The following is a 20194-nucleotide window of genomic DNA, read 5'->3' as shown; positions in this document are numbered from 1 at the left end:
GTGAATGATGCTTGAATTGGTATAAATGAGGGGGGATTTACTTTGAGCGGCAAAAAACTTATTCTGCTTGTTATTGCACTTACACTTGCCGCACTAATTTTCGGATGGTTTTTTCTGAAAATGGTTATGTTTAATTATGATGTGGATCGCGACACATCACAGCCAGCTGAAATGGAAACAATCGACTATTATATTTATACATCCATTAAATACAGGAAAGAGAATCAGCCTAATACTGATTCTCTTCTTTCACATGCGGTAGGCCCTAATCAGAGTTAATCCTGCTTTATCTTCTGCTGATCATCGTCTTCAATAATTCCCAGCACAACATCAGCTACTTCATCCAATTGCTTTAAATTTTCACTAAGGCGAAACTTTACATCATCCGCTCAGCGAGCGACAGCCCTTTCTCAAGTTCTACCGTTCCCTCGACATGATAGCTGCGTCCTTCCTGTACAACGCGAATTTTATAGATGTCAACCACTTGCTCATCTTCCATAATCATATCCGAGATCTTCTGTTCAACCTCAGCCGGAGCCGAAACCCCAATTAGACCAACCATATTATCATATCCGACACGGAAAGCGACGAGCAGCATCAATACACCAATTAGCATCGTGAAAATTCCATCCGCTCTAAGAATACCGAAAACCTGTGCAAGCAATACCCCGAACAAAGCAAATACTGCACCGGATGTCGCGACAAGATCCTCATAAAACACAAGACGAGTAGCAGGAGCTGCCTTCTGTGCACTTTTAAATGCTCGTGTCAATATCCATCCATCGTGACGCTTCTCTGTTTCTTTTGTAATTTCCTTTATTGCTTTTACTAATACATAACCATCGATCAAAAAGGAGGCTGTTAAAACACCAATATTCAGCCAGATATTCCCTGATTCCGATGGGTTACGGAGCAAATGCCATCCTTCTTTAATTGTTTCATAAGCCATAATCGTTACAACGACTACTGCAACCATACAGAATATATTAATAACTCTGCCAAATCCTGTTGGGAAACGTTTGGATGGCGGTGTTTCAGCAAGAACGCTTCCAAAAAATACAAATCCCTGATTAACAGCATCTGCCAAAGAATGCATGGTCGTAGCAAACATCGAACCGCTACCGCTAAAAAAAGCTGCCACTCCCTTAATAGCGGCAAGGAAAGTATTACCGATTGCAGCAGTACCAGAGGATGTATTTCCTTTTTTTATACGTTCTACAAATCCCATACTTTTTCCTCCTGAAAGATAATGCCGTTATTAGGTAGGATTCTTTTATCATGGGATTCTATACATGAGAAACAGAACAGACAACGCCTTTTAAAACGGTTCTTGATTGCCCTCAAATCTGGACTACTGTGCATTTAAATAATCAAAATTACAAAGCTTATAATTGTTCTTCCCGGCCTGTTTTGCCTTATACAGTTGTTCATCAGCACAATTCAGGATGACACGAGCAGATTCAGCCGAACCCGCAGAAGAAATGACAATGCCTAAGCTGGTCGTTGTCTGAAACTCATAGTCGTCGACACGCCACACACCATCTAATGTTCGGATAATCCGTTCTCCCGCCTTCTGTGCATCTTCGGTCGATACAATATCCGGAAGCATTAGAATGAATTCATCCCCGCCAAGTCTGGCCAGAATATCCTCTTTTCGGATAATCCGGCTAATACGGTTGCCAAACTCCTGAATAACTTTGTCACCAATATCATGCCCCATGCGGTCATTAATCATTTTGAATTGGTCAAGATCCATCATAATAATAGACAGCCGTTTTTCTGTATTTTTAATTGACTTTAAGTAATCCGTAAAGTGTTTAATAAAATAACGGCGATTTGGTAATCCTGTAAGCGGATCATGATAAGCCATATATCGCAGCTGTGTTTCGTAATCCTTACGCAGCGTAATATTCCGGGACAGAACGACCATATGCTTAAATTCACCATACTCATCATAGACCGGTGAGCCACGTAACTCACACCAAATATAGTGGCCGTTTCCATGTTTTTGCCTAAACTGTTCTTTCCACGTCGTTTGTGTCCTTACTGCATGCAAAAAACTGTTATGCACCCGCTCCTCGTCATCGGAATGCACATGATGTAAAAAGTGTTTGCCCGTATATTCGTTGAAATCGTAACCTAATACGTCATGATAGGATGGAGAGACATAATCAATTGTCTCACGGCTATTAACCATGGTGATTAAATCATTAGAATTCTCCGCAATAATTCGGAAATGATCTTCGCTTGGTTTATTTTTTAATTGATATCCCAGCTTATTCCGCTTTAATTCCATTTCCGACTTGTGTATCTCTAGCTCATTTTGCTTCTGTTTTGTTATATCCTTTACAAGTGCAATGATGTGAGTAATAGCTGCGTTACTTTCATAATGTGGACTTAATGTTGTTTCGAAGTATTTGATTCCTGACAGCGACGTATAACTGTCTTCATAATTCACCAAATCCCTAGTTTCAATCACACGCCTGTACTTTTCCGTCAAAAAATCAGCAGTTTCTTTGGGGTTAACATCTTGGATGGACTGCCCGATAGTGTCCTCAGTCAGCATCGTCCGCTTCTTGGCGGCATGATTGAGGAAGTCATAATAAAAACCACCATTTTTACCAACCCGTATAATAAAAATCATTTCATTGATTCCGTTCATTAACACATTTCTGAAGAAACCGTCTGCAGACAAACCTCCCACCTCCCCTAACCAAATCATGCCGATAATCTAAAATGATTTTTCTGAATAAAAAACATCATAACTTTAATTATATATGCTTTTAAAAATTTTTCTAGTACTTTTGAATTATATTTTCAATTTTTACCAAATCATTAGTGAAAATTGACATTCCTTTTCCCCATATAACGAGTGCCAAGGCTTTTTACAAGACCTTCTAAAATTTATACCATCTGATCTTACAAAAAAACTGAGCTAAATACAGCTCAGTTTTTTTCATTGATATATCGTTTTCCGAAATCCCTGAATACAAAATATTTCACCATAAAAAAACTTGCCAAAAACGAGAGAAACATGGCCATTCCTTTGGCAATATTATAACCTAGCCAATTATTGATTCCGATATACTGCACTAATTCATTGATGCCAAGAAAGACAAGATTATTTACACCAAGACTTATCAGCCCCTGTACAATGAACAGGATACGCTGGCGATTACTCCCTTTTGCCGACCGCTTAAAAGTAATACTAGCGTTCCAGTAATAACTATTAGCGACAGCCAGTGTATAAGCAATCGTATTATATAACAAAAGCAAACCTTTATTATCCGTATGAAATAAAATTAACAAAAGATTCAATGTCCCAATATCAATTCCAGCGTTAACAAAACCAATCACACCAAATTGCAGAAATTGCATGGGACCTCTTTTTGATTTGTTTTGTGCCATGAAAATTCCTCTTTGTATGCCTGTCATGTCAAAGGCCGACTATTGCCGCTTCGCCCTGGAGTCCTTGCATTAGGACCGGCAGTGTACAGCGGTTTCGCCGGCTTGCCCTAGTGGTCAGTAGTTTTCCTAATGCCGGATATTTTATGATAAAATATAAGTTTCCTGTTAACATGCACTAGCTTGTCTTGATCGTTGTTCCAATTCCCGCTCTTTACAGGCTGGAGTGATTAACATTATTTTGCCCCAAAGTTTTGCCTTCGATTCCGGCAATTGCCTTGTAGTAATCAAGCACTTGTTTCGACTGTTCCTCCCAGCCCATTTCCGCAATATCATGTCGGGCATTTTTGGCCAGCCGTTTACGCAATGTTTCATCAGCGAAACGTAGAACCGTACTCGTGAAGTCACCCTGCTTATCTTTGTCATAAAGAAGGCCGGTCCGGTTATCCTCAATCTGCTCACAAGTTGGACCACTTTTGGCGGCAACAAGTGGGAGCCCCGACGCCATCGCTTCTGTGATGACAAGTCCAAGTGTTTCCGATGTGGACGGAAAAACAAAGACATCGGCAGACGCATAGGCTTTTGCAAGTTCTTCCCCGTGCAAGAATCCGGTAAAAACTGTATTTGTTCCTTGGAAGTGTCTTTCAAGGGGCTGGCGGTGTGGTCCATCTCCGGCAATCGCCAGCGCAAATTCATCAGACGAATCCAATACAGTTTTAATTTTTTCAATCTCTTTTTCCGGGGCAAGTCTGCCGACAAACAGCAGCAGTTTTTTATCAGGCTGTCCATTCGAGAGTCTGTTCCGCATATCTTTATCGTATTTGTCCGGGTGGAATAACCCCGTATCTACCCCACGTTTCCAAACGTGCACATTGTGAAAGTTCTGTTCAAGCAGTTCTTCCTTCACAGCTTCGGATGTGCACAAATTTAGTTCCGCCTGATTGTGGAGTTTCCGGAAATACCACCACAGAAATCCTTTAAACATCGGTACGTTATAATAATCCGCATACTTTGGAACTTGGGTATGAAACGAAGCAAGCATTGGATACCCAAGTTTTTTTGCATAATAAACACCAGCCATGCCTACGAGCGCGGGGTTCACGACATGGACGACATCCGGATTGTATTCTTCAAGAAGTTTCTTCACTTTTCTGGTCGGCAGCGCAAACTTTTTGGAACGGTAGAGAAGCAGCGTTCTGGCCGGAACACCCTTTATATCCACTCCTTCAAATTCATAAACGCCAAGGTCCGGTGCGATGACTTGAACATCATGCCCCTCTTTCTGAAAATAGCGGATACATGCCTTCAAACGTGTAACAACACCATCTGTGGAAGGCACAAACGTCTCTGTTATAATGGCAATTTTCAATTATGACACTTCCTCACCAGTAAAACTTATCCAACATTTATCTTGTGATTCTGCTTCGTTCATTGCACGTCAGGCTCAAGATATCAAACCCGCGCCAACCTGACATCTGTGCCATACTTATGTCCATGATACTTGCGGCATGACATTTTCTTTAATTACCCGGTCCTTATGTTGCATAACCGTATGCAGAATTTCCCGAATAACTGCATCATCCAACAGATGTGGCTCAAGTCCAAGATCACGAAGCTTGGTGTTCTCCGCCTTGAAGAAATGCTCCTCAAGTTCGACTCTTGGATTGTCAAGATGTGCTATATCCGTTTCAAGTTCTTCCTCAAGTGCAACTTTTTTAACCTTTTCCGCTAATTCACCGACAGAGAATTCTTCTGTGAATTGGTTAAACACCCGGAATTCCCCTTTGTCAGCTGGGTTTTCTGCAGCAATTTCGATACAGCGAACCGTATCCTGTATATTTAAAAAGCCGCGTGTCTGTCCACCCTTTCCATAAACCGTCAAATCATGGCCGATAGCAGACTGAATGATGAATCGATTTAAGGCTGTACCGAAGACCCCGTCATAATCCAAACGATTAGCAAGCACAGGATCCATTTTCGTTTCATCAGTATCAAGACCGTACACAACACCCTGATTTAAATCAGTCGCTCTAATGCCCCAGATTTTGCAGGCAAAGGTAATATTGTGACTGTCATGCACTTTGGACAAATGGTAAAAAGAGCCAGGCTGTTTCGGGTATGGCAACACATCTTTTCTACCTTTGTGCTCAATCTCAATATACCCTTCTTCAATTGGAATATTCGGCGTTCCATATTCACCCATTGTACCAAGCTTAATTAAGTGGCAATCCGGTACTATTTCCTTGATGCCATATAGGACATTTAGGTTTCCAGCAACATTGTTCGTCTGCGTGAACACTGCATGTTCCCTATCAATCATTGAATACGGTGCCGAGCGCTGTTCAGCAAAATGCACAAACGCATCAGGTTGTTCCGTTTTCATAACCTGGCGCAAAAAGTCATAATGGTTCAAGTCACCATTATAAGTACGAATTTCCTTACCAGTCAGTTCCTCCCACTTCGCCGTACGCTCATCAAGTGAAGCGATCGGTGTAAGTGAATTGGAATGCAGTTCATTATCCATTTCTCTTCTAATCATATTATCAATAATTGCAACATCATGGCCCCGCTTAGACAAGTACAAAGCAGTAGGCCATCCGCAAAAACCGTCTCCCCCAGCTACAATAATTCTCACGTCTCTACCTCCAGTTTCATTTTTTTAACTTGTTATACCTAGCACCTTCCACAGGTAACAAGTCATAAATATACACGCATATGAAGCATATCCTCTCATAAAAAATTATCATGTTATATAGTATTTTACAACTATTCTTGTGTAAAACAGCCAAATCACCCGTCTCTACTTAAGCATCAGGCTTGTTTCTGCATGGTTTTTAACAGCTGCCGGTATGCTTCTGCTTCCTGTACATTACCCGCATCTTTATATATTTTGGATAATCTTTTCACAGGCGCCGGATCATGCGGTTTCAGTTCCATCTCCCAGCTAAAACACGCTATCGCCTCATGGGAACGTCCAAATTCTTCATATAGCTCCCCTAGCGCCTGCATGTGTTCTAGGTCATTAGAAAATTGACTCATCCTGTCCATTTTCAAATAAAGTGGATGAATAGCTCGATGTTCACTGAACGGCTCGAGTATTGACTTGATATATCCTGGCTCATAGTCCGCCAGCAGTGCCGCGATATACGTGTGCAGCAATTCATGTGCCTGCTCCGGACAAAACACTGTCACAGCCCGAGTCAGCGCAGGAAACAGTTCCGGAGACAATGAATGACTTTGAGGATCCAGCTGGAGAAGCATTCCCCTAATCGTTTCTTTCTGTACATCATGTAGTTCAATATCTAGGCTCTCAAGCATCATCAACACTTGTTTTACATGATTCACTTCTGCATATTGAACTAACAAATCCCTTTCTAATTGTGCAAACGGTGGTGATTGTTGATGCAGTTGTTCCTGTAACTGCATGACCTGATGTGCATTCAAGTGGGATTCAGCAATTTCTTTGAATGGTTCATAAACATGTATGGAAGGATGGTTGACAAGACGAAAGAAATAAATTGCAAGCAAATCAAGCCAACGAGATGATTGCTCCAGATGGGTAATAAGTTTTTGAAACCAAGTATGGCTATCCATGTTGGCAAACGCGATTTTCTCAAAAAATATCGGATCAGCGGACAATATAGCTTCGTCACAACGACTATAGCTGTCCTGATATTGACGGAAGATACTATCCCCTGACATTTGTCTAACAAAACTGTGTCCGGGAGCAAAATCCATGAGTATTCGAATAATTTGATAGCCATAAAAGTTCTGCCCTTTCCGGCGGTAAGCGTAAAATGTCGACTTGATCTCTTCAAACAGGCGTTTTTTAGACAGGAACGACTCAAAGAATGTAAGAATGAATGCTTTTTCGAGAGGAGAATAACGTTTATCAAGATCTTTTATTAATGTATCGAAACCTTTTATATGCAGTGGCTGATTAGAGGTAATCAAATATTCGATAAACGGGTGCGGGGCGTCAAAAACCATTCCATGCTGAAAAGTAGAGGCAATAAATGATCCACGTTTTAACTTTGATGCTTTCGCGGCAGTCAGGAAACGATAATGATAAAAAAACAGATAGTACATGTCATTGTTTTCACTGATTGCTTCCACCACTTCACACTGCCTGTACAAAGCAATTCTGGACGGTTCCATAGCGATTGGCTTCTTCCGGCGGTTATATAAGATGGTTTGCATGTTACTCATTTGGCATCCCCCGATTTTTCATCCAGTATAGCACATTTCCTGTTCATCATACACGGGTAGGCTCCCCTGAGTGCACTACCCGATGCTGTTGGACTTAGTATATTGTTTATTCATCCGCGCCAATGAAAATGCATCAACCACTCGCGACATCTGATGATAGCTAAACTGAAATATCGGACTTTGAATAAATGTAAAAATAAATGTGAAAATAAATACAGGACCACCCAACAGAAGTCCAATTACTAATACGGCGCTCTCCGTAATGATACGCACTTTCCCGATGGATGCTCCTGTCTTATCAGAAATAGAGAGCATAAATCCATCACGCGGGCCTGATCCGACTCCTGCTGAATTATAGACGCCACCGCCTATTCCCATGATCAAAATCCCGACAATGATTGCAATAATATCCGTCCAGTTATGTGTCGCCTTTGGCAGGAAATCCAGCCACATGTATAAATCGACAAACACCCCAATCAAAACGGCATTCAAAAAAGTACCGATTCTAATATAGGATTTGTCGAGGATCCATGAAATCACAATTAGCACAAACGAAATCATAATTTGCCAAGACCCGATTGTCAGACCTCCAATGTCAAACAGCGCCACATTCAGCACATCCCACGGGTGAATGCCTAAATACTGCATATTCACGGCGATAGTAATGCCCATGCTAAAAAGCAGCAATCCAAGCAAGTAGATACACCAACGAAATACGTGAACCATTCAATCATCCTTCTTTCCATTAAAACTTACGGAAATTTCATTATAGCATAAACACACAGAATTTAACGTGAAATCATTCGACTATTTTGACGTTCAGCCGCAAATATTATTCAGCTACTCTTCCGGTAAAGACCCGCAAGCAGTACATTTTTTTGGGAGTTCCGTTCAAACTATGGAGAAAGGAGGTTTTTTAATGAGTACAGATAAAGGCAAAAAGAAAAAGAATAAAAATAAAGAAGAATTAAATGCCATGAAAGGCGGTAAAGAAAGGCACCGTCGGAATCGTTCTTAAACACGGGCGGATGTTTAGCTTCCTCTGTTTCTTCCTATTATTTGAGATATCCCCACCTAAAAAAAGGTGGGGATCAACCGTAAGTTATGTCTTTAGGCTATTTATGATCAGTTTCTCCTTCTTCTTCATCCTCATCAGCTTTTCTGAATAAAGCTTCTGGAATCATTTCAAAACCTTCAATCACTGCATTTTCTTCTACTTCTATCATTAAGCAACGTTTCCCATTCAATTCGACTTGGCGTACATATCTCAAGTCTTGTGGGCCAATAGAAATATCCGCTACTTTTGTCTTTATTTTGATTGACTTGGAAGAATACTTCGGGACAACATTATTTGCTTTTAACTCGTAATTTTCATCATCAATCACTGTCTTGAACGCCGTCTCTACCTTTTCCGTATTGACATCCTTTACGCCACTCATTTTTAACACATTTTCTACATCCTTGTAGTCTAATTTCGGCGTATCTTCTTCCTCATTCTCTTCCACAACACGATGAATTTCTTCGTAGACATTCGAGAGTGTCGACGTATTGATTTGGTCACCCGCTACCTTTTTGACAACTTCCTCAAAAACAAGCTTATCTTCCTCGGCAGTCACGATTTCTTCCGCATTCAAGACTTCTTCTATGAAATGATAATCCGGTTCATTCGCTTTCCCTGATGAATAAAGTACGTGATTCACATCAGCAGCATGATCCGTGATACTCGGGAATAAAAATCCTGATATGGGAGCTTTCAAGTTGATAATAGGATCTACGACGATATTATACTTAAACGCCTTTTCAACATAGTCAAACAGCAATTCCTTTTTCGGATCCTGTGTTTTATTCATACTACATAAAATAAAGGGATGAGAATAAACCGTATCGCGTTCACTTTCTTCCGCCTCTTCATTTCGTTTCATCGGCTTCATATATTCCCCTCTAATAAACGTTACGACAACATCCATTTCATATTGCTTGTCTTTCAGCATTTTCTCTACTAACTGTAGCATATGATTCTTCCATTCTTCCGTATCATTCGTTAGCATACCCTGGTGAAGAATGAGCTGACTGTTATTTTCCACATCACGTTGGAACTTTAATTCAAATAGTTTTTGGTCCAACTGGCCTGTCAGTACTTTCTTAAAGTTGTCCAAAAACAGCTCTTTTTGTTCATCTTCCAACAAATCAAATGGTAAACTTTCCTGATGATAAATCTCACTCGATTCTTTCATGATATATACATGAAAGATTTCATTGATTTTCAATAAATCATTATTTACTTTGAATTGTTTTCTGAATTGGGCGATATCATTTTTGTTCAATTTGTTCACTCCTAAGTTGGTTATCCGTATGTATGGTAGAAGGACGCCGATATATGTCATGTAATATTCTATTATATACTGCTAGACAAAGATAAGTCGAACCCATTCCAACGATACTTCCGGCTATGACGTCTATTGGATAATGGTGGCCCAAGAACAAAGGCGCAAGCGCCCGGGCAGGCTAAGAACGCGACGTCCTGTCGCAACGCCTGCACTAGGAGCCTTAGACAGAAGTATAACGGGTTTTATGTAAAAATATGTAAATTAGCGAGTGGAACATCAGATTTTCAATGAAACGGCTTGATCTCCCGCCAAGACAGGAGTAATTAGGTTTTAGACATATAAAAAGCACTCTTTTCATGGTATAATGTTCTTGGATAAACATACCACCGAAGAGTGCCTAATCCGTATTATAGCCTATTCTGCTTCATAATACCAACATTTTTCAGGCGCTCTTCGTTGGAATCGTCAAAAACGAGGAGAGATCAAATGGCGCAACGCAGCCCCGACGCCCCGAATCAGGTTGTTTTTTTCCAGGAATTATTACAAGAAAAAATTGAACACAAACCTCATGCAGCCCGTTTCTTTTCATACCTGGTAGATGAACTGGATCTGATTTTTTATGCCCCATTATCAATGGGCGCGCCACCATACACCCGCCGCACATTGACGGCTGTTATTTTATACGCCATGTATCACGGTCATTATGCAGCGCAAAAGATCTGCAAATTTGCCGAAGACAGCATTGGTGCACAGTGGCTATTATCCGGCATGGGCATGCCGGGTTATAAGACCGTCGAACGCACAATCGATGCCCTTTTAAATGAAGCGGATCGTTTTTTATCCCAAATCATCGGAATTTGTGAAGGATTGGCCTTAATTGGTCGGCAGCGCATGTATATTGATGGTACCAAAGTCCAAGCGAATGCCTCTAAGCACAAAGCGATGAGTTATGAGCACTTGATAAACAAGATCAATCGCCAAACAAATGAACTGGAAGCATTATTTGAATCCATCAAACCCTACATAGATGAGGCAGAACAAATATCGGAAGAGGAGCTGAAGGCCTGTATACACGAGCAGGCTCAGCGGGTGCATCACATTCTGCGACAACAGCATCAACAAGAGCTGCGGGACAAGGAACAACAGGTATTCAACCTCGATTACGAGGAAGCCGAAAAAAGTCAGGGTCTCGAAGAGGAAACGCTGAAAACCTCTTCCCCCCTTTTGAACGACGTTCCAACGGAATCGTTTGAACAAACGGTGGATCTCCTGAACAACATAGCGTTTACGCATAATCGGCTTCACACCATGGAACAGGCAAAAACGACATTGGAGCAAAAATGGAAAGCGGAACATGGGAATCAAAAAATCCCGGAAGGGAAACAAATTAATTTTACGGATACAGACTCCAGCATCATGGTCACGAAACATCACGGTGTGCAACAGTGTTACAACCATTTTGCCTGGGTTGATGACAAGGCGCATATCATCCTTGGTACACATACGAGCAACAATGCTTCCGATCAACTTGGATTGCAGCCAACGCTGGAGCATGCGGAAAACATATGCGGTTCGCTGGCCGGCGTGCAGGCTGGCGCTGATGCCGGATTTTTTTCAGCCCATAATATAGCGGTCATGCAAGATAAAGGGATTGACTTTTACGGGTCGTACGCAGTGGCAAAATCCCCATTTGCCAAGGATAAATTTGTGTATGATACACAGGCCGATACCTATACATGCCCGGAGGGGCATACGCTTACGCGGCAGAAAACGAAAAAATCGGGACGGATTGACGAATACAGCAATCAGGAGGCCTGCCTGGCCTGTCCGCTCAGTGCGCAATGTACAAAAGCACAAGACGGTATTCGCAAAATCGATCGGGATATGGAACATGATCGCCTCAGAGAAGAAGCGAAAGAAAAGGCCAACACGGAGCAGGGAAAAGAAATCCTGAGTCAGAGAAAAAGTGTTCCGGAGCCAGTGTGGGGCAACATTCAAGTACAGGATGGGTGGAAACAGATGCATGGACGCGGGATGGACAACGCTTCGCGTGAATTCAAATTGCATTGCGTCATGCATAATATCCGAAAGATACTAAAAGTCTATTTCAATAGTGTGTCGTATCAAGAGACTGTTCACGAAAAAGAGCATTTGTTCCAAGATACTGCCTGAGGAAGCGATACTTGAAAGGAGGGAGGTATAAACAAATACGTTTATAAAAATTAAAAAAATGACATAAACGTGAAGCTTATTTGGCATACCCTTTTTTAAATCATTTCCATTTTTTTACATAAAAATAGGTTGTAGTGAAATGAAGCGGGATTTTTTGAAATACTTCTGTCCAAGGCTCCTAGCACGTCCTTTGCGTCGTAGCGACGTACGGACTGCGCCTGCGCGTCGCAGGTGGATCGGCGTTGCCGCGCATCGCGGCGGGCTTAGCCGATCTTCCCTACTAGCCGGAGGAGATAAAGGAAACACGACGACCATGGGGAGTCGATGTTGACTTATCGGACGGAGGTGAAGGAAGTCGCGCTAGTCGCTGGGCGCTGGAGCCGGACGTGGCTTAACCTTGCAAGTAAAAGTTATATCGCTAAATTTTGTACTTTCTTTCCTACTAAAATAGAAACTGCGATGAACATCCAACCAACCTTTCGTGAAATGAACCAGATAGCAAACGATGCAGCAATCGCAATCATTACGGTATCACTAGGGAAGGATGCAGAAGGAGCTTTATCAATCAATAGGACTACATCATGACTCACAAAAGGACGGGGACGCGAATAAACCAGTGTAATCATGTAATTGATCAACATTCCTAAAACAATGCCACCGATTCCTACAAAGGCCATGATTCGTTTTTTGGAAAAGCAGGCAATTAAAATTAAGATGCCTATGAATATGTATATCGTATAGCTCGATAACCCCTTCATTATTTCGTCTAAAATGCCAAATCTACCAGCAAAACTATGTATCCATGTAAACAATTGCCAATCCAAATTTCCCCCTCCTCGTGAATCAATGATTATCTTCGTTAGCGAGTATATTGTAGCATATTTCAGCGCGTTTTATGGACGTCCATATGTTAACGCGGCTATTAAAGCACAATCTATTTCTTCAAGCCCCAAGCGTTACTTCTTTTTCAGCAATATGATAGCATATAATCAAGCGCATCAAGTTTAACAGCCTTTAATATAGGAAGTTATGCAACAAAAGGAGTGATACAGTGGAGAACCAAATACCGGAGATCACACTACATGATGGTACACGAATACCAGCGATTGGCTTTGGTACGTACAAACTTTGGGGAAATGATGGTGTAGCAGCGATTACCAGCGCCATCGATCATGGCTATCGTTTGATTGATTCAGCGTACAACTATGAGAATGAGGGAACAGTCGGAACTGCAGTTAAACGAACATCCATACCGCGCGAAGACTTACGCATTGCTTCAAAACTTCCCGGGCGTTACCACAGCTATGAGCAAGCGGTGAAGACCATTCAAGAATCACTTTATCGCGCCGACTTGGACTACTATGATTTGTACTTAATTCATTGGCCAAATCCGAAGCAGGATCTATATGTGGAAGCATGGCAGGCGTTGATTGATGCAAAAAAATGGGGACTAATCCGCTCGATTGGTGTTTGCAATTTCCTGCCGGAGCATTTGGAACGGCTTGAAAAAGAAACAGGTGTATTGCCGAGCATCAATCAAGTTGAGCTGCATCCTTTCTTCAATCAGGAAGAACAGCGCAAATGGCATGAAAAGCATGGTGTCACTACCGAATCGTGGAGTCCTTTAGCACATGCCAATGACGTTTTCAGTAATCATACGATTAAACAAATAGCAGACAAGCACAATAAGACTGCTTCACAAATTATTCTGCGCTGGCATTACCAGCATGGTGCCGTGGCTATCCCAAAATCTGCGTCACCAAAACGACAACTAGAAAACATCTCGATTTTCGATTTTGCTTTAGATGATGATGATATGAGGGAATTAGATAAGCTGACCCGTCCAGATGGTCGCATTAATGACCTGGACCCGGCTGTTTATGAGGAGTTCTGAATAAAACAAAAGGCTGCCCACCAGTTCCATTTGGGGGCAGTCTTTGTTTTGCCGTGACGCTCTTAGCACTCACCCAAAATTATCAAGCAATGCACGCACTTCATCTGTTGACTCTGTCTCCATCAACTGATTCCTTAATTCACTCGCTCCTGGAAACCCACGGACATATATCTTAAAAAAGCGACGAAGCGGTTTAAATGGACGTGCTTCAAATTCCTGTGAATATTGATCATGGAGATCTAGATGCAGCCTTAAAAGATTAAGCAATTCCTTACTACTATGATCTTCCGGTTGCTTTTCAAAGGCAAATGGGTTTGTGAAAATACCACGCCCGATCATAACCCCATCAACACCGTACCTGCGAACGAGATCCAAGCCAGTTTGACGGTCTGGAATATCTCCATTAATCGTCAAAAGTGTATCTGGTGCCACATGATCACGAAGTTTCTTAATTTCCGGAATCAGTTCCCAATGAGCATCTACATTACTCATTTCCTTTTTTGTACGCAAATGAATAGAAAGATTGACGATGTCTTGTTTCAATAAGTGTGTAAGCCAATCCTGCCATTCGCCTACATCCGTGTAACCAAGCCTTGTCTTCACACTTACGGGCAATCCCCCTGCTTTTGCTGCTTGTATAATATCTTTAGCAACTTCTGGACGCCGGATAAGACCGCATCCCTTCCCTTTTGTTGCCACATTAGGTACGGGACAGCCCATATTGATATCTACACCGCGAAAACCTTCTTTCGCCATTCCAATACTCATTTGCCGAAAATATTCAGGTTTATCCCCCCATATATGGGCCACCATTGGTTGTTCATCTTCTGTAAAAGTCAAACGCCCACGCACACTATGGTTCCCCTCAGGATGACAATAACTTTCCGTATTTGTAAACTCTGTAAAAAACACATCAGGTCTAGCCGCTTCACTCACTACATGACGGAAAACAACACCCGTCACATCTTCCATTGGTGCCAGTATAAAAAACGGTCGTGGTAAATCACGCCAGAAATTATCAGTCATTTCAAATTCCAATCCTCTCATTATAGGACATCAGGACAAAACCTGATGTACCTCCATAATTAAGAAGCAAAAATGCCTTGCTTTCTTTTACACTTATACCATGGATAAGCACTTTTTATCAAACTATAGAAAATTGTATTTTGTCCATCTTTTTGATTACTTTCATCAACTTAACGGCAGTCATTTATTACCATCTCATTTGACCATTCATTTTTCGCTTTTTACGTTGTCATAAGGTATTGATAGATATTTTCTATTTAATATATAATGATTTAAGATAAATTTTGCTAAGGGGGATACGATGGATATAAGACGCACAACAACCTTCCTAGTCAGCGTTCTCGTGGTATTGCTTACACAGACAGCATGTACTTCGGTTTCGAGTAGTGTGGAAGGTAAATCGAATGATATAGAGAATAAAATTCCCGTTTTGATGTATCATGGTATTTTAACAGACGAGGAAAAACAGTTACGACCTGATAATTCTAGTTATATAACGGCTGATAGTTTTGAGAAACAGATGAAATACCTGAAAGAAAACGGCTATCATACTGTTACAGTTGATGAAATGAGGCATTTTTTAGCGGGGGAAATGCAATTGCCGCGAAAAAGTGTAATGATACAGTTTGACGACGGTTTAAGAAGCGTTTATAGGTATGCCTATCCAATTATGAAAGAACATAATCTTGATGGTGTAGCTAACATTATCACAAGGCGAACGTATAGGGATTACGGTGATAAATGGGATCCTTCCCGGAACCAGTATATGGATAAGGAAATGCTTAATAGGATTTCAGACGTCTTTGAACTTCAAAGTCATACTAATAAACTACATTTCAACAGAAGTGAAAGAGAAAAGTCGGATTTTTTATGGAAATCGGATGAAGAAGTGTTATCGGATCTTCGCAAAAGTAAGGACAGGCTTTCGGAATACGGTAATGTAACTCTTTTTGCTTACCCGTTTGGACAGTATAATTCTGAATCTAAAAATCTATTGGAGGACGTTGGAATAACAATGGCTTTTACAACGGAACACGGCTATGTGAAGTCATCGGATGACCCGTATGAGCTAAAAAGAATCGGAATTACTCCGAGTACAAGTTTCAAGGATTTTAAAGACATAATGGAAGAGAAATAGTAAAAGAGGTAGTTGTTGGTAGAATAGTTAATTCTGCAATAGTCGTCACCTTGCCCCTCCGTTTGGAAGGCACACATCGCCCGAATGTACGTTCAGTTAAACCCTTATACGTCCAGAATGTTGACATAGACGAATTTTCACGACACAATACAAATTTAGATTAGTCGTTGTGTGCATCGCCCGCCCTTGGGTATTGTACGCAACGCTTTTTTTATTTCCGATATTTTTACTAGACTTCTGAGAAGATGATCGCATGGATGACCATTGGCTACTATGTGTATTTTATTTGACGCTGACTTCTAATTTTAAATCAGACTTCTCATAACCCTTCCTGAACTGTTGCTTCCTTTCCATTATCTGTTCCATTCATTCCCCGATAGAATTTGCACAGAATAGGCTCTATTCATTTTATTTACTCAACATAAAACTCTATAATAAGAATTAATAGTACATATGCAATACAAAAAGGTTAGAGGTGTAATAAATGAAAACAGATAACCCAACTAAAACAAATTCCTTCTCCTGGACAGATTTTTATATGGAATTCGCAGACAAGCTTCTACAGTATAAAACTAAAAGATCAGAACTCCTATCCATACTAGAGGATGTCTATGGAAATTTAAATATACGTTACCCTTTCACTGAAGATGGTGAACCGATTGATGATATATGCCCATTCACTGTTTTTGGGTGTTTTAACAAGGGAATTACAAACGAAAATCGTATAGCCATAGCTGAAGGAATTAGCAGTAAAATTGGAGTTCGATCCCCTGTTCCAACTAACTTTGATGGCATTCCTGTCTTGAATAACATGAAGGCATGGTTCTTTGCATCCAACGATAGAAGAAAACCAGAGGATATCCCAAGCCTTTGGAAAATATTTGAAGTAGGAATACACCTTGCAGGCCAACAATCTGTCGAGCTAAAGAAGGAGTTTATAACTAGTTATGATAAGGTAAGAATGCAGCTTGGCGTTAAATGGAATCTAACGATGGGACTTTATTGGATTCGTCCATATTTTTACATAAACTTAGACGAAAGAAATAGATCTTACTTATTACAGCGTAACAGTCCCTATTCGGATGATATAACCAAGATATCGAAATTAAAGGAATTACCTAATGCCGAAGATTACTTAGAACTAATTGATTACTTTAAAGACACCTTTGAAAAGGAAGAATTTCCACATCAAAGTTTTCCGGATTTATCTTTCGCAGCATGGAAAGCAACTTCTCCTAAACAAAAGAAATCAAATGCTAGCTTCCTTAAATGGTTTGGCCCGCTAATAAATGCACTAAGAGAACTTGGTGGCTCTGGTACCCCCTTAGAAGTTCGCAAACAGATTATATCTGATTTAAAACTCACAGATGATTTTATTAATGAAACACGTGGAAAAAGTGGTGTTAAAACATTTGATAATGAAGTTGCATTTGCAAGAAATTACTTAGTCTATGAAGGATACATAGATAACTTTTTTCGAGGTAAGTGGACACTTACTGAAAAAGGACATACCGTCGACATGGATGATGAACTAGCCAGTGATATTTTTATTAAATGGGCAGATAAAATGAAGACGGAAAGAGAAAAAGATGCTCCCTCTCCTTCTGATATAGTAAACGAAAAAGAAAAAAGATATTGGATTTATTCTCCTGGTCGTAATGCCTCCAAATGGGACGAATTTTACTCCCAAGGTATTATGGGGATTGGTTGGGATGAAATGGGTGATTTAAGTCAATTTTCATCAAAAGAAGAAATGAAATCCAAAATGAAAGAAATATATGGACAAGAATACACGTATATTAATGCCGCACACGCCACATGGCAATTTGCTAATGAATTATTACCAGGTGATACCATCTATGTAAAAAAAGGAAGGTCAAAAGTAATCGGACGAGGCATCGTTGAATCTGAATATATGTTTGATTCAACTCGTGACAAATATCAACATATCCATAAAGTGAAATGGATTAATAATGATGAATTGGAACATCCCGGTAAGGCCGTAAATAAGACACTTACCGATATAACCCCATATACGGATTATGTACGGAAACTTGAAAACCTGTTTATAGATGAAGATGATGATATAGAAGATATAGAAGTCGATTACGACCCCTATACAGAAGAGGATTTTCTTCATGAAGTATTTATGGATGAAGATCGTTACAACAGAATAGTAACCCTTCTTAATAAGAAGAAAAACGTTATCTTACAAGGGGCACCTGGCGTCGGAAAAACATTTGCTGCCAAAAGACTTGCATATTCTATGATGGGTGAAAAAGATGTGAGTCGGGTAATGATGATACAATTCCACCAAAGCTATAGTTATGAAGATTTTGTTATGGGATATCGCCCAACAAACAATGGATTTGAACTTGCAGAAGGGCCATTTTATGAGTTTTGTAAAAAAGCTGAACAGGACAGTGACCGTGATTATTTCTTTATTATTGATGAGATTAACCGAGGTAATTTAAGTAATATATTTGGTGAACTTCTAATGCTAATCGAAAATGACAAGCGTGGGCAAAAACTTCGCCTGCTTTATGCCAATGAACTATTTTCAGTTCCCAAGAATGTATATATTCTTGGAATGATGAATACAGCAGATCGAAGCCTAGCCATGATTGATTATGCCCTTAGAAGACGATTTGCTTTCTTTAAATTAGAGCCAGCATTTGATTCTGACGGGTTTCAAGAAATAGTATCTAAAGCAAATAACTCAAAATTTAATGCTCTAGTTGAACAAATAAAAGCCCTAAACAACTATATTAGTCAAGACGAATCTCTTGGAAGTGGCTTTAAAATCGGTCATAGCTATCTATGCCCAGATGAAGAAATAACAGACGAGTGGTTGTCATCGGTAATAGAATATGAATTGATACCATTATTAGATGAGTATTGGTTTGACGATCCCTCTAAGATTGAACTATGGACAAATCGACTCCGTGGTGTTCTGAATGATTAAAATTAAGAACATTTATCATATGCTTGCGTATGCATTTCAAGTGATGAATAAGGAAAACTATGCAAAGTTAGAAACAGAGGAATTTGAATATGCGGCAGATTTATTTGCCGCTATCCTTGCAAAGGGCATGGGAAACCAAATTAAGCGGGGATTATGGAGAGACTATGTTGAAAATACGGAATCTCTCAGGTCACCCAAAGGTAAAATTAATGTTACTCTTTCAGTCAAACAAAATACGATGCGAAACAAGCAGTTGATTTGTAGTTTTGACCAATATACAGAAAACACCTATATGAACCAGATCCTTAAGACTACTGCGGTTCTGTTAGTTAAGACTCCTGAAGTGTCAAGTAGGAATAAAAAGGATTTAAAAAAGGTGCTGCTTTACTTTTCCAACGTGGATCGAATAGATTATCGTAGAATTCAGTGGTCAAGTATCAAATACCACCGGAATAATGCTACCTATAAGCTGTTAATTAATATATGTTATTTGGTCATAGAGGGATTACTACTTACCGAGCAAGATGGTGACCGAAAACTGGCGCGATTTGTGGACAATCAGAAAATGCATCGTCTTTTTGAAAAGTTTGTACTGGAGTACTATCGAAAACACTATCCGGAATTTAATGCCTCCGCTTCTCATATTAATTGGGATGTTGATGAAGGTGATATTGAGTTTCTTCCTGTTATGAAAACCGATATTACGCTTACTTATGGAGAAAAGGTTCTTATTATAGATACGAAATACTACCAGCAAATGATGCAATCTAATAGTTATTATAATAGTAAAAGCTTTCACTCTCACAATATGTACCAAATCTTTACATACGTTAAAAATAAAGACTATACCAATTCTGGTCATGTGAGCGGAGTACTACTCTATGCAATGTCGGATGAGGTCATTGTTCCAGATAGTGAACTTTCTATTAGTAACAATCGGTTTGGAGTGAAGACTTTAGATATGAATAGGGATTTCTCAGATATAAAAAGACAATTGAACCAATTGGTCAAGGATTTTCTTTTGGATTAAACTTAGCGATTTGTCGGATTGAATTAGA

Annotated in this window: 15 protein-coding genes and 1 pseudogene; 6 read left to right on the top strand and 10 right to left on the bottom strand. The window is 40.2% G+C overall.

Annotated features, from left to right (window positions below):
- Positions 1-42: 42 nt before the first annotated feature.
- Positions 43-279: a hypothetical protein gene (locus FFL34_RS12865; protein ID WP_138603773.1), complete on the top strand. Its 237-nt coding sequence runs from the start codon at positions 43-45 to the stop codon at positions 277-279.
- On the opposite strand, the pseudogene FFL34_RS12860 reads toward FFL34_RS12865, so the two are convergent.
- From FFL34_RS12860 to FFL34_RS12825, 8 genes and pseudogenes are all read right to left on the bottom strand, one after another.
- Positions 276-1228: pseudogene (locus tag FFL34_RS12860) on the bottom strand (cation diffusion facilitator family transporter). The gene FFL34_RS12865 and the pseudogene FFL34_RS12860 overlap by 4 nt on opposite strands.
- A 123-nt stretch (positions 1229-1351) precedes the next feature.
- Positions 1352-2695, bottom strand: a complete 1344-nt coding sequence (locus FFL34_RS12855) for a sensor domain-containing protein (protein ID WP_171046364.1) — start codon at positions 2693-2695, stop codon at positions 1352-1354.
- A gap of 251 nt (positions 2696-2946) precedes the next feature.
- Positions 2947-3408, bottom strand: coding sequence for a GtrA family protein (locus FFL34_RS12850; RefSeq protein ID WP_138603771.1), 462 nt, complete (start codon positions 3406-3408; stop codon positions 2947-2949).
- A gap of 211 nt (positions 3409-3619) precedes the next feature.
- Positions 3620-4774, bottom strand: a complete 1155-nt coding sequence (locus FFL34_RS12845) for a glycosyltransferase family 4 protein (protein ID WP_138603770.1) — start codon at positions 4772-4774, stop codon at positions 3620-3622.
- 117 nt (positions 4775-4891) lie between these two features.
- Positions 4892-6040, bottom strand: a complete 1149-nt coding sequence (locus FFL34_RS12840; RefSeq protein ID WP_138603769.1) for an NAD-dependent epimerase/dehydratase family protein — start codon at positions 6038-6040, stop codon at positions 4892-4894.
- Positions 6041-6216: 176 nt separating this feature from the next.
- The gene (locus FFL34_RS12835) at positions 6217-7614 is read right to left on the bottom strand and encodes a hypothetical protein (RefSeq protein ID WP_138603768.1); all 1398 of its coding nucleotides are present in this window, start codon (positions 7612-7614) and stop codon (positions 6217-6219) included.
- 75 nt (positions 7615-7689) lie between these two features.
- Positions 7690-8340, bottom strand: coding sequence for a YczE/YyaS/YitT family protein (locus FFL34_RS12830; RefSeq protein WP_138603767.1), 651 nt, complete (start codon positions 8338-8340; stop codon positions 7690-7692).
- A 389-nt stretch (positions 8341-8729) separates the two neighbouring features.
- Positions 8730-9938 (bottom strand): DUF4317 domain-containing protein, encoded by a 1209-nt coding sequence (locus FFL34_RS12825; protein WP_138603766.1) that lies wholly within the window; start codon positions 9936-9938, stop codon positions 8730-8732.
- A 489-nt stretch (positions 9939-10427) separates the two neighbouring features.
- Here FFL34_RS12825 and FFL34_RS12820 point away from each other — a divergent pair, with 489 nt between their 5' ends.
- Entirely contained in the window at positions 10428-12113 is a 1686-nt protein-coding gene (locus FFL34_RS12820; RefSeq protein ID WP_138603519.1) for an IS1182 family transposase, read from the top strand.
- A 410-nt stretch (positions 12114-12523) separates the two neighbouring features.
- Here the strand turns inward: FFL34_RS12820 and FFL34_RS12815 are convergent, their stop codons facing one another.
- Positions 12524-12937, bottom strand: a complete 414-nt coding sequence (locus FFL34_RS12815) for a phosphatase PAP2 family protein (RefSeq protein WP_138603765.1) — start codon at positions 12935-12937, stop codon at positions 12524-12526.
- A gap of 227 nt (positions 12938-13164) precedes the next feature.
- On the opposite strand from FFL34_RS12815, the gene FFL34_RS12810 reads away from it, so the two are divergent.
- Positions 13165-14007 (top strand): aldo/keto reductase, encoded by an 843-nt coding sequence (locus FFL34_RS12810; RefSeq protein WP_138603764.1) that lies wholly within the window; start codon positions 13165-13167, stop codon positions 14005-14007.
- A gap of 69 nt (positions 14008-14076) precedes the next feature.
- Here the strand turns inward: FFL34_RS12810 and FFL34_RS12805 are convergent, their stop codons facing one another.
- A complete protein-coding gene (locus FFL34_RS12805; RefSeq protein ID WP_171046363.1) occupies positions 14077-15033 on the bottom strand; it encodes a tRNA dihydrouridine synthase in 957 nt (318 codons plus the stop codon).
- Positions 15034-15334: 301 nt separating this feature from the next.
- On the opposite strand from FFL34_RS12805, the gene FFL34_RS12800 reads away from it, so the two are divergent.
- The 3 genes from FFL34_RS12800 to mcrC all read left to right on the top strand — a co-directional run bounded on the left by FFL34_RS12800 (position 15335) and on the right by mcrC (position 20166).
- On the top strand, positions 15335-16171 hold the full coding sequence (locus tag FFL34_RS12800) for a polysaccharide deacetylase family protein (protein ID WP_138603763.1): 837 nt from the start codon (positions 15335-15337) through the stop codon (positions 16169-16171).
- Positions 16172-16655: 484 nt separating this feature from the next.
- Entirely contained in the window at positions 16656-19136 is a 2481-nt protein-coding gene (locus tag FFL34_RS12795) for an AAA family ATPase (RefSeq protein ID WP_138603762.1), read from the top strand.
- Positions 19129-20166, top strand: a complete 1038-nt coding sequence (mcrC, locus tag FFL34_RS12790; protein WP_138603761.1) for a 5-methylcytosine-specific restriction endonuclease system specificity protein McrC — start codon at positions 19129-19131, stop codon at positions 20164-20166. Before FFL34_RS12795 ends, mcrC begins: the two co-directional genes overlap by 8 nt.
- Positions 20167-20194 lie beyond the last annotated feature (28 nt).

It is taken from the genome of Lentibacillus cibarius (assembly GCF_005887555.1).
Lineage (GTDB): Bacteria > Bacillota > Bacilli > Bacillales > Amphibacillaceae > Lentibacillus > Lentibacillus cibarius.
This window is presented reverse-complemented; position numbering and strand designations above follow the sequence as displayed.

Coding starts and splice junctions, on each gene's coding strand:
- FFL34_RS12800 (WP_138603763.1), top strand. CDS start 15,335: ATGGATATAAGACGCACAACAACCTTCCTAGTCAGCGTTCTCGTGGTA.
- FFL34_RS12805 (WP_171046363.1), bottom strand. CDS start 15,033: ATGACTGATAATTTCTGGCGTGATTTACCACGACCGTTTTTTATACTG.
- FFL34_RS12835 (WP_138603768.1), bottom strand. CDS start 7,614: ATGAGTAACATGCAAACCATCTTATATAACCGCCGGAAGAAGCCAATC.
- FFL34_RS12820 (WP_138603519.1), top strand. CDS start 10,428: ATGGCGCAACGCAGCCCCGACGCCCCGAATCAGGTTGTTTTTTTCCAG.
- FFL34_RS12795 (WP_138603762.1), top strand. CDS start 16,656: ATGAAAACAGATAACCCAACTAAAACAAATTCCTTCTCCTGGACAGAT.
- FFL34_RS12830 (WP_138603767.1), bottom strand. CDS start 8,340: ATGGTTCACGTATTTCGTTGGTGTATCTACTTGCTTGGATTGCTGCTT.
- mcrC (WP_138603761.1), top strand. CDS start 19,129: ATGATTAAAATTAAGAACATTTATCATATGCTTGCGTATGCATTTCAA.
- FFL34_RS12850 (WP_138603771.1), bottom strand. CDS start 3,408: ATGGCACAAAACAAATCAAAAAGAGGTCCCATGCAATTTCTGCAATTT.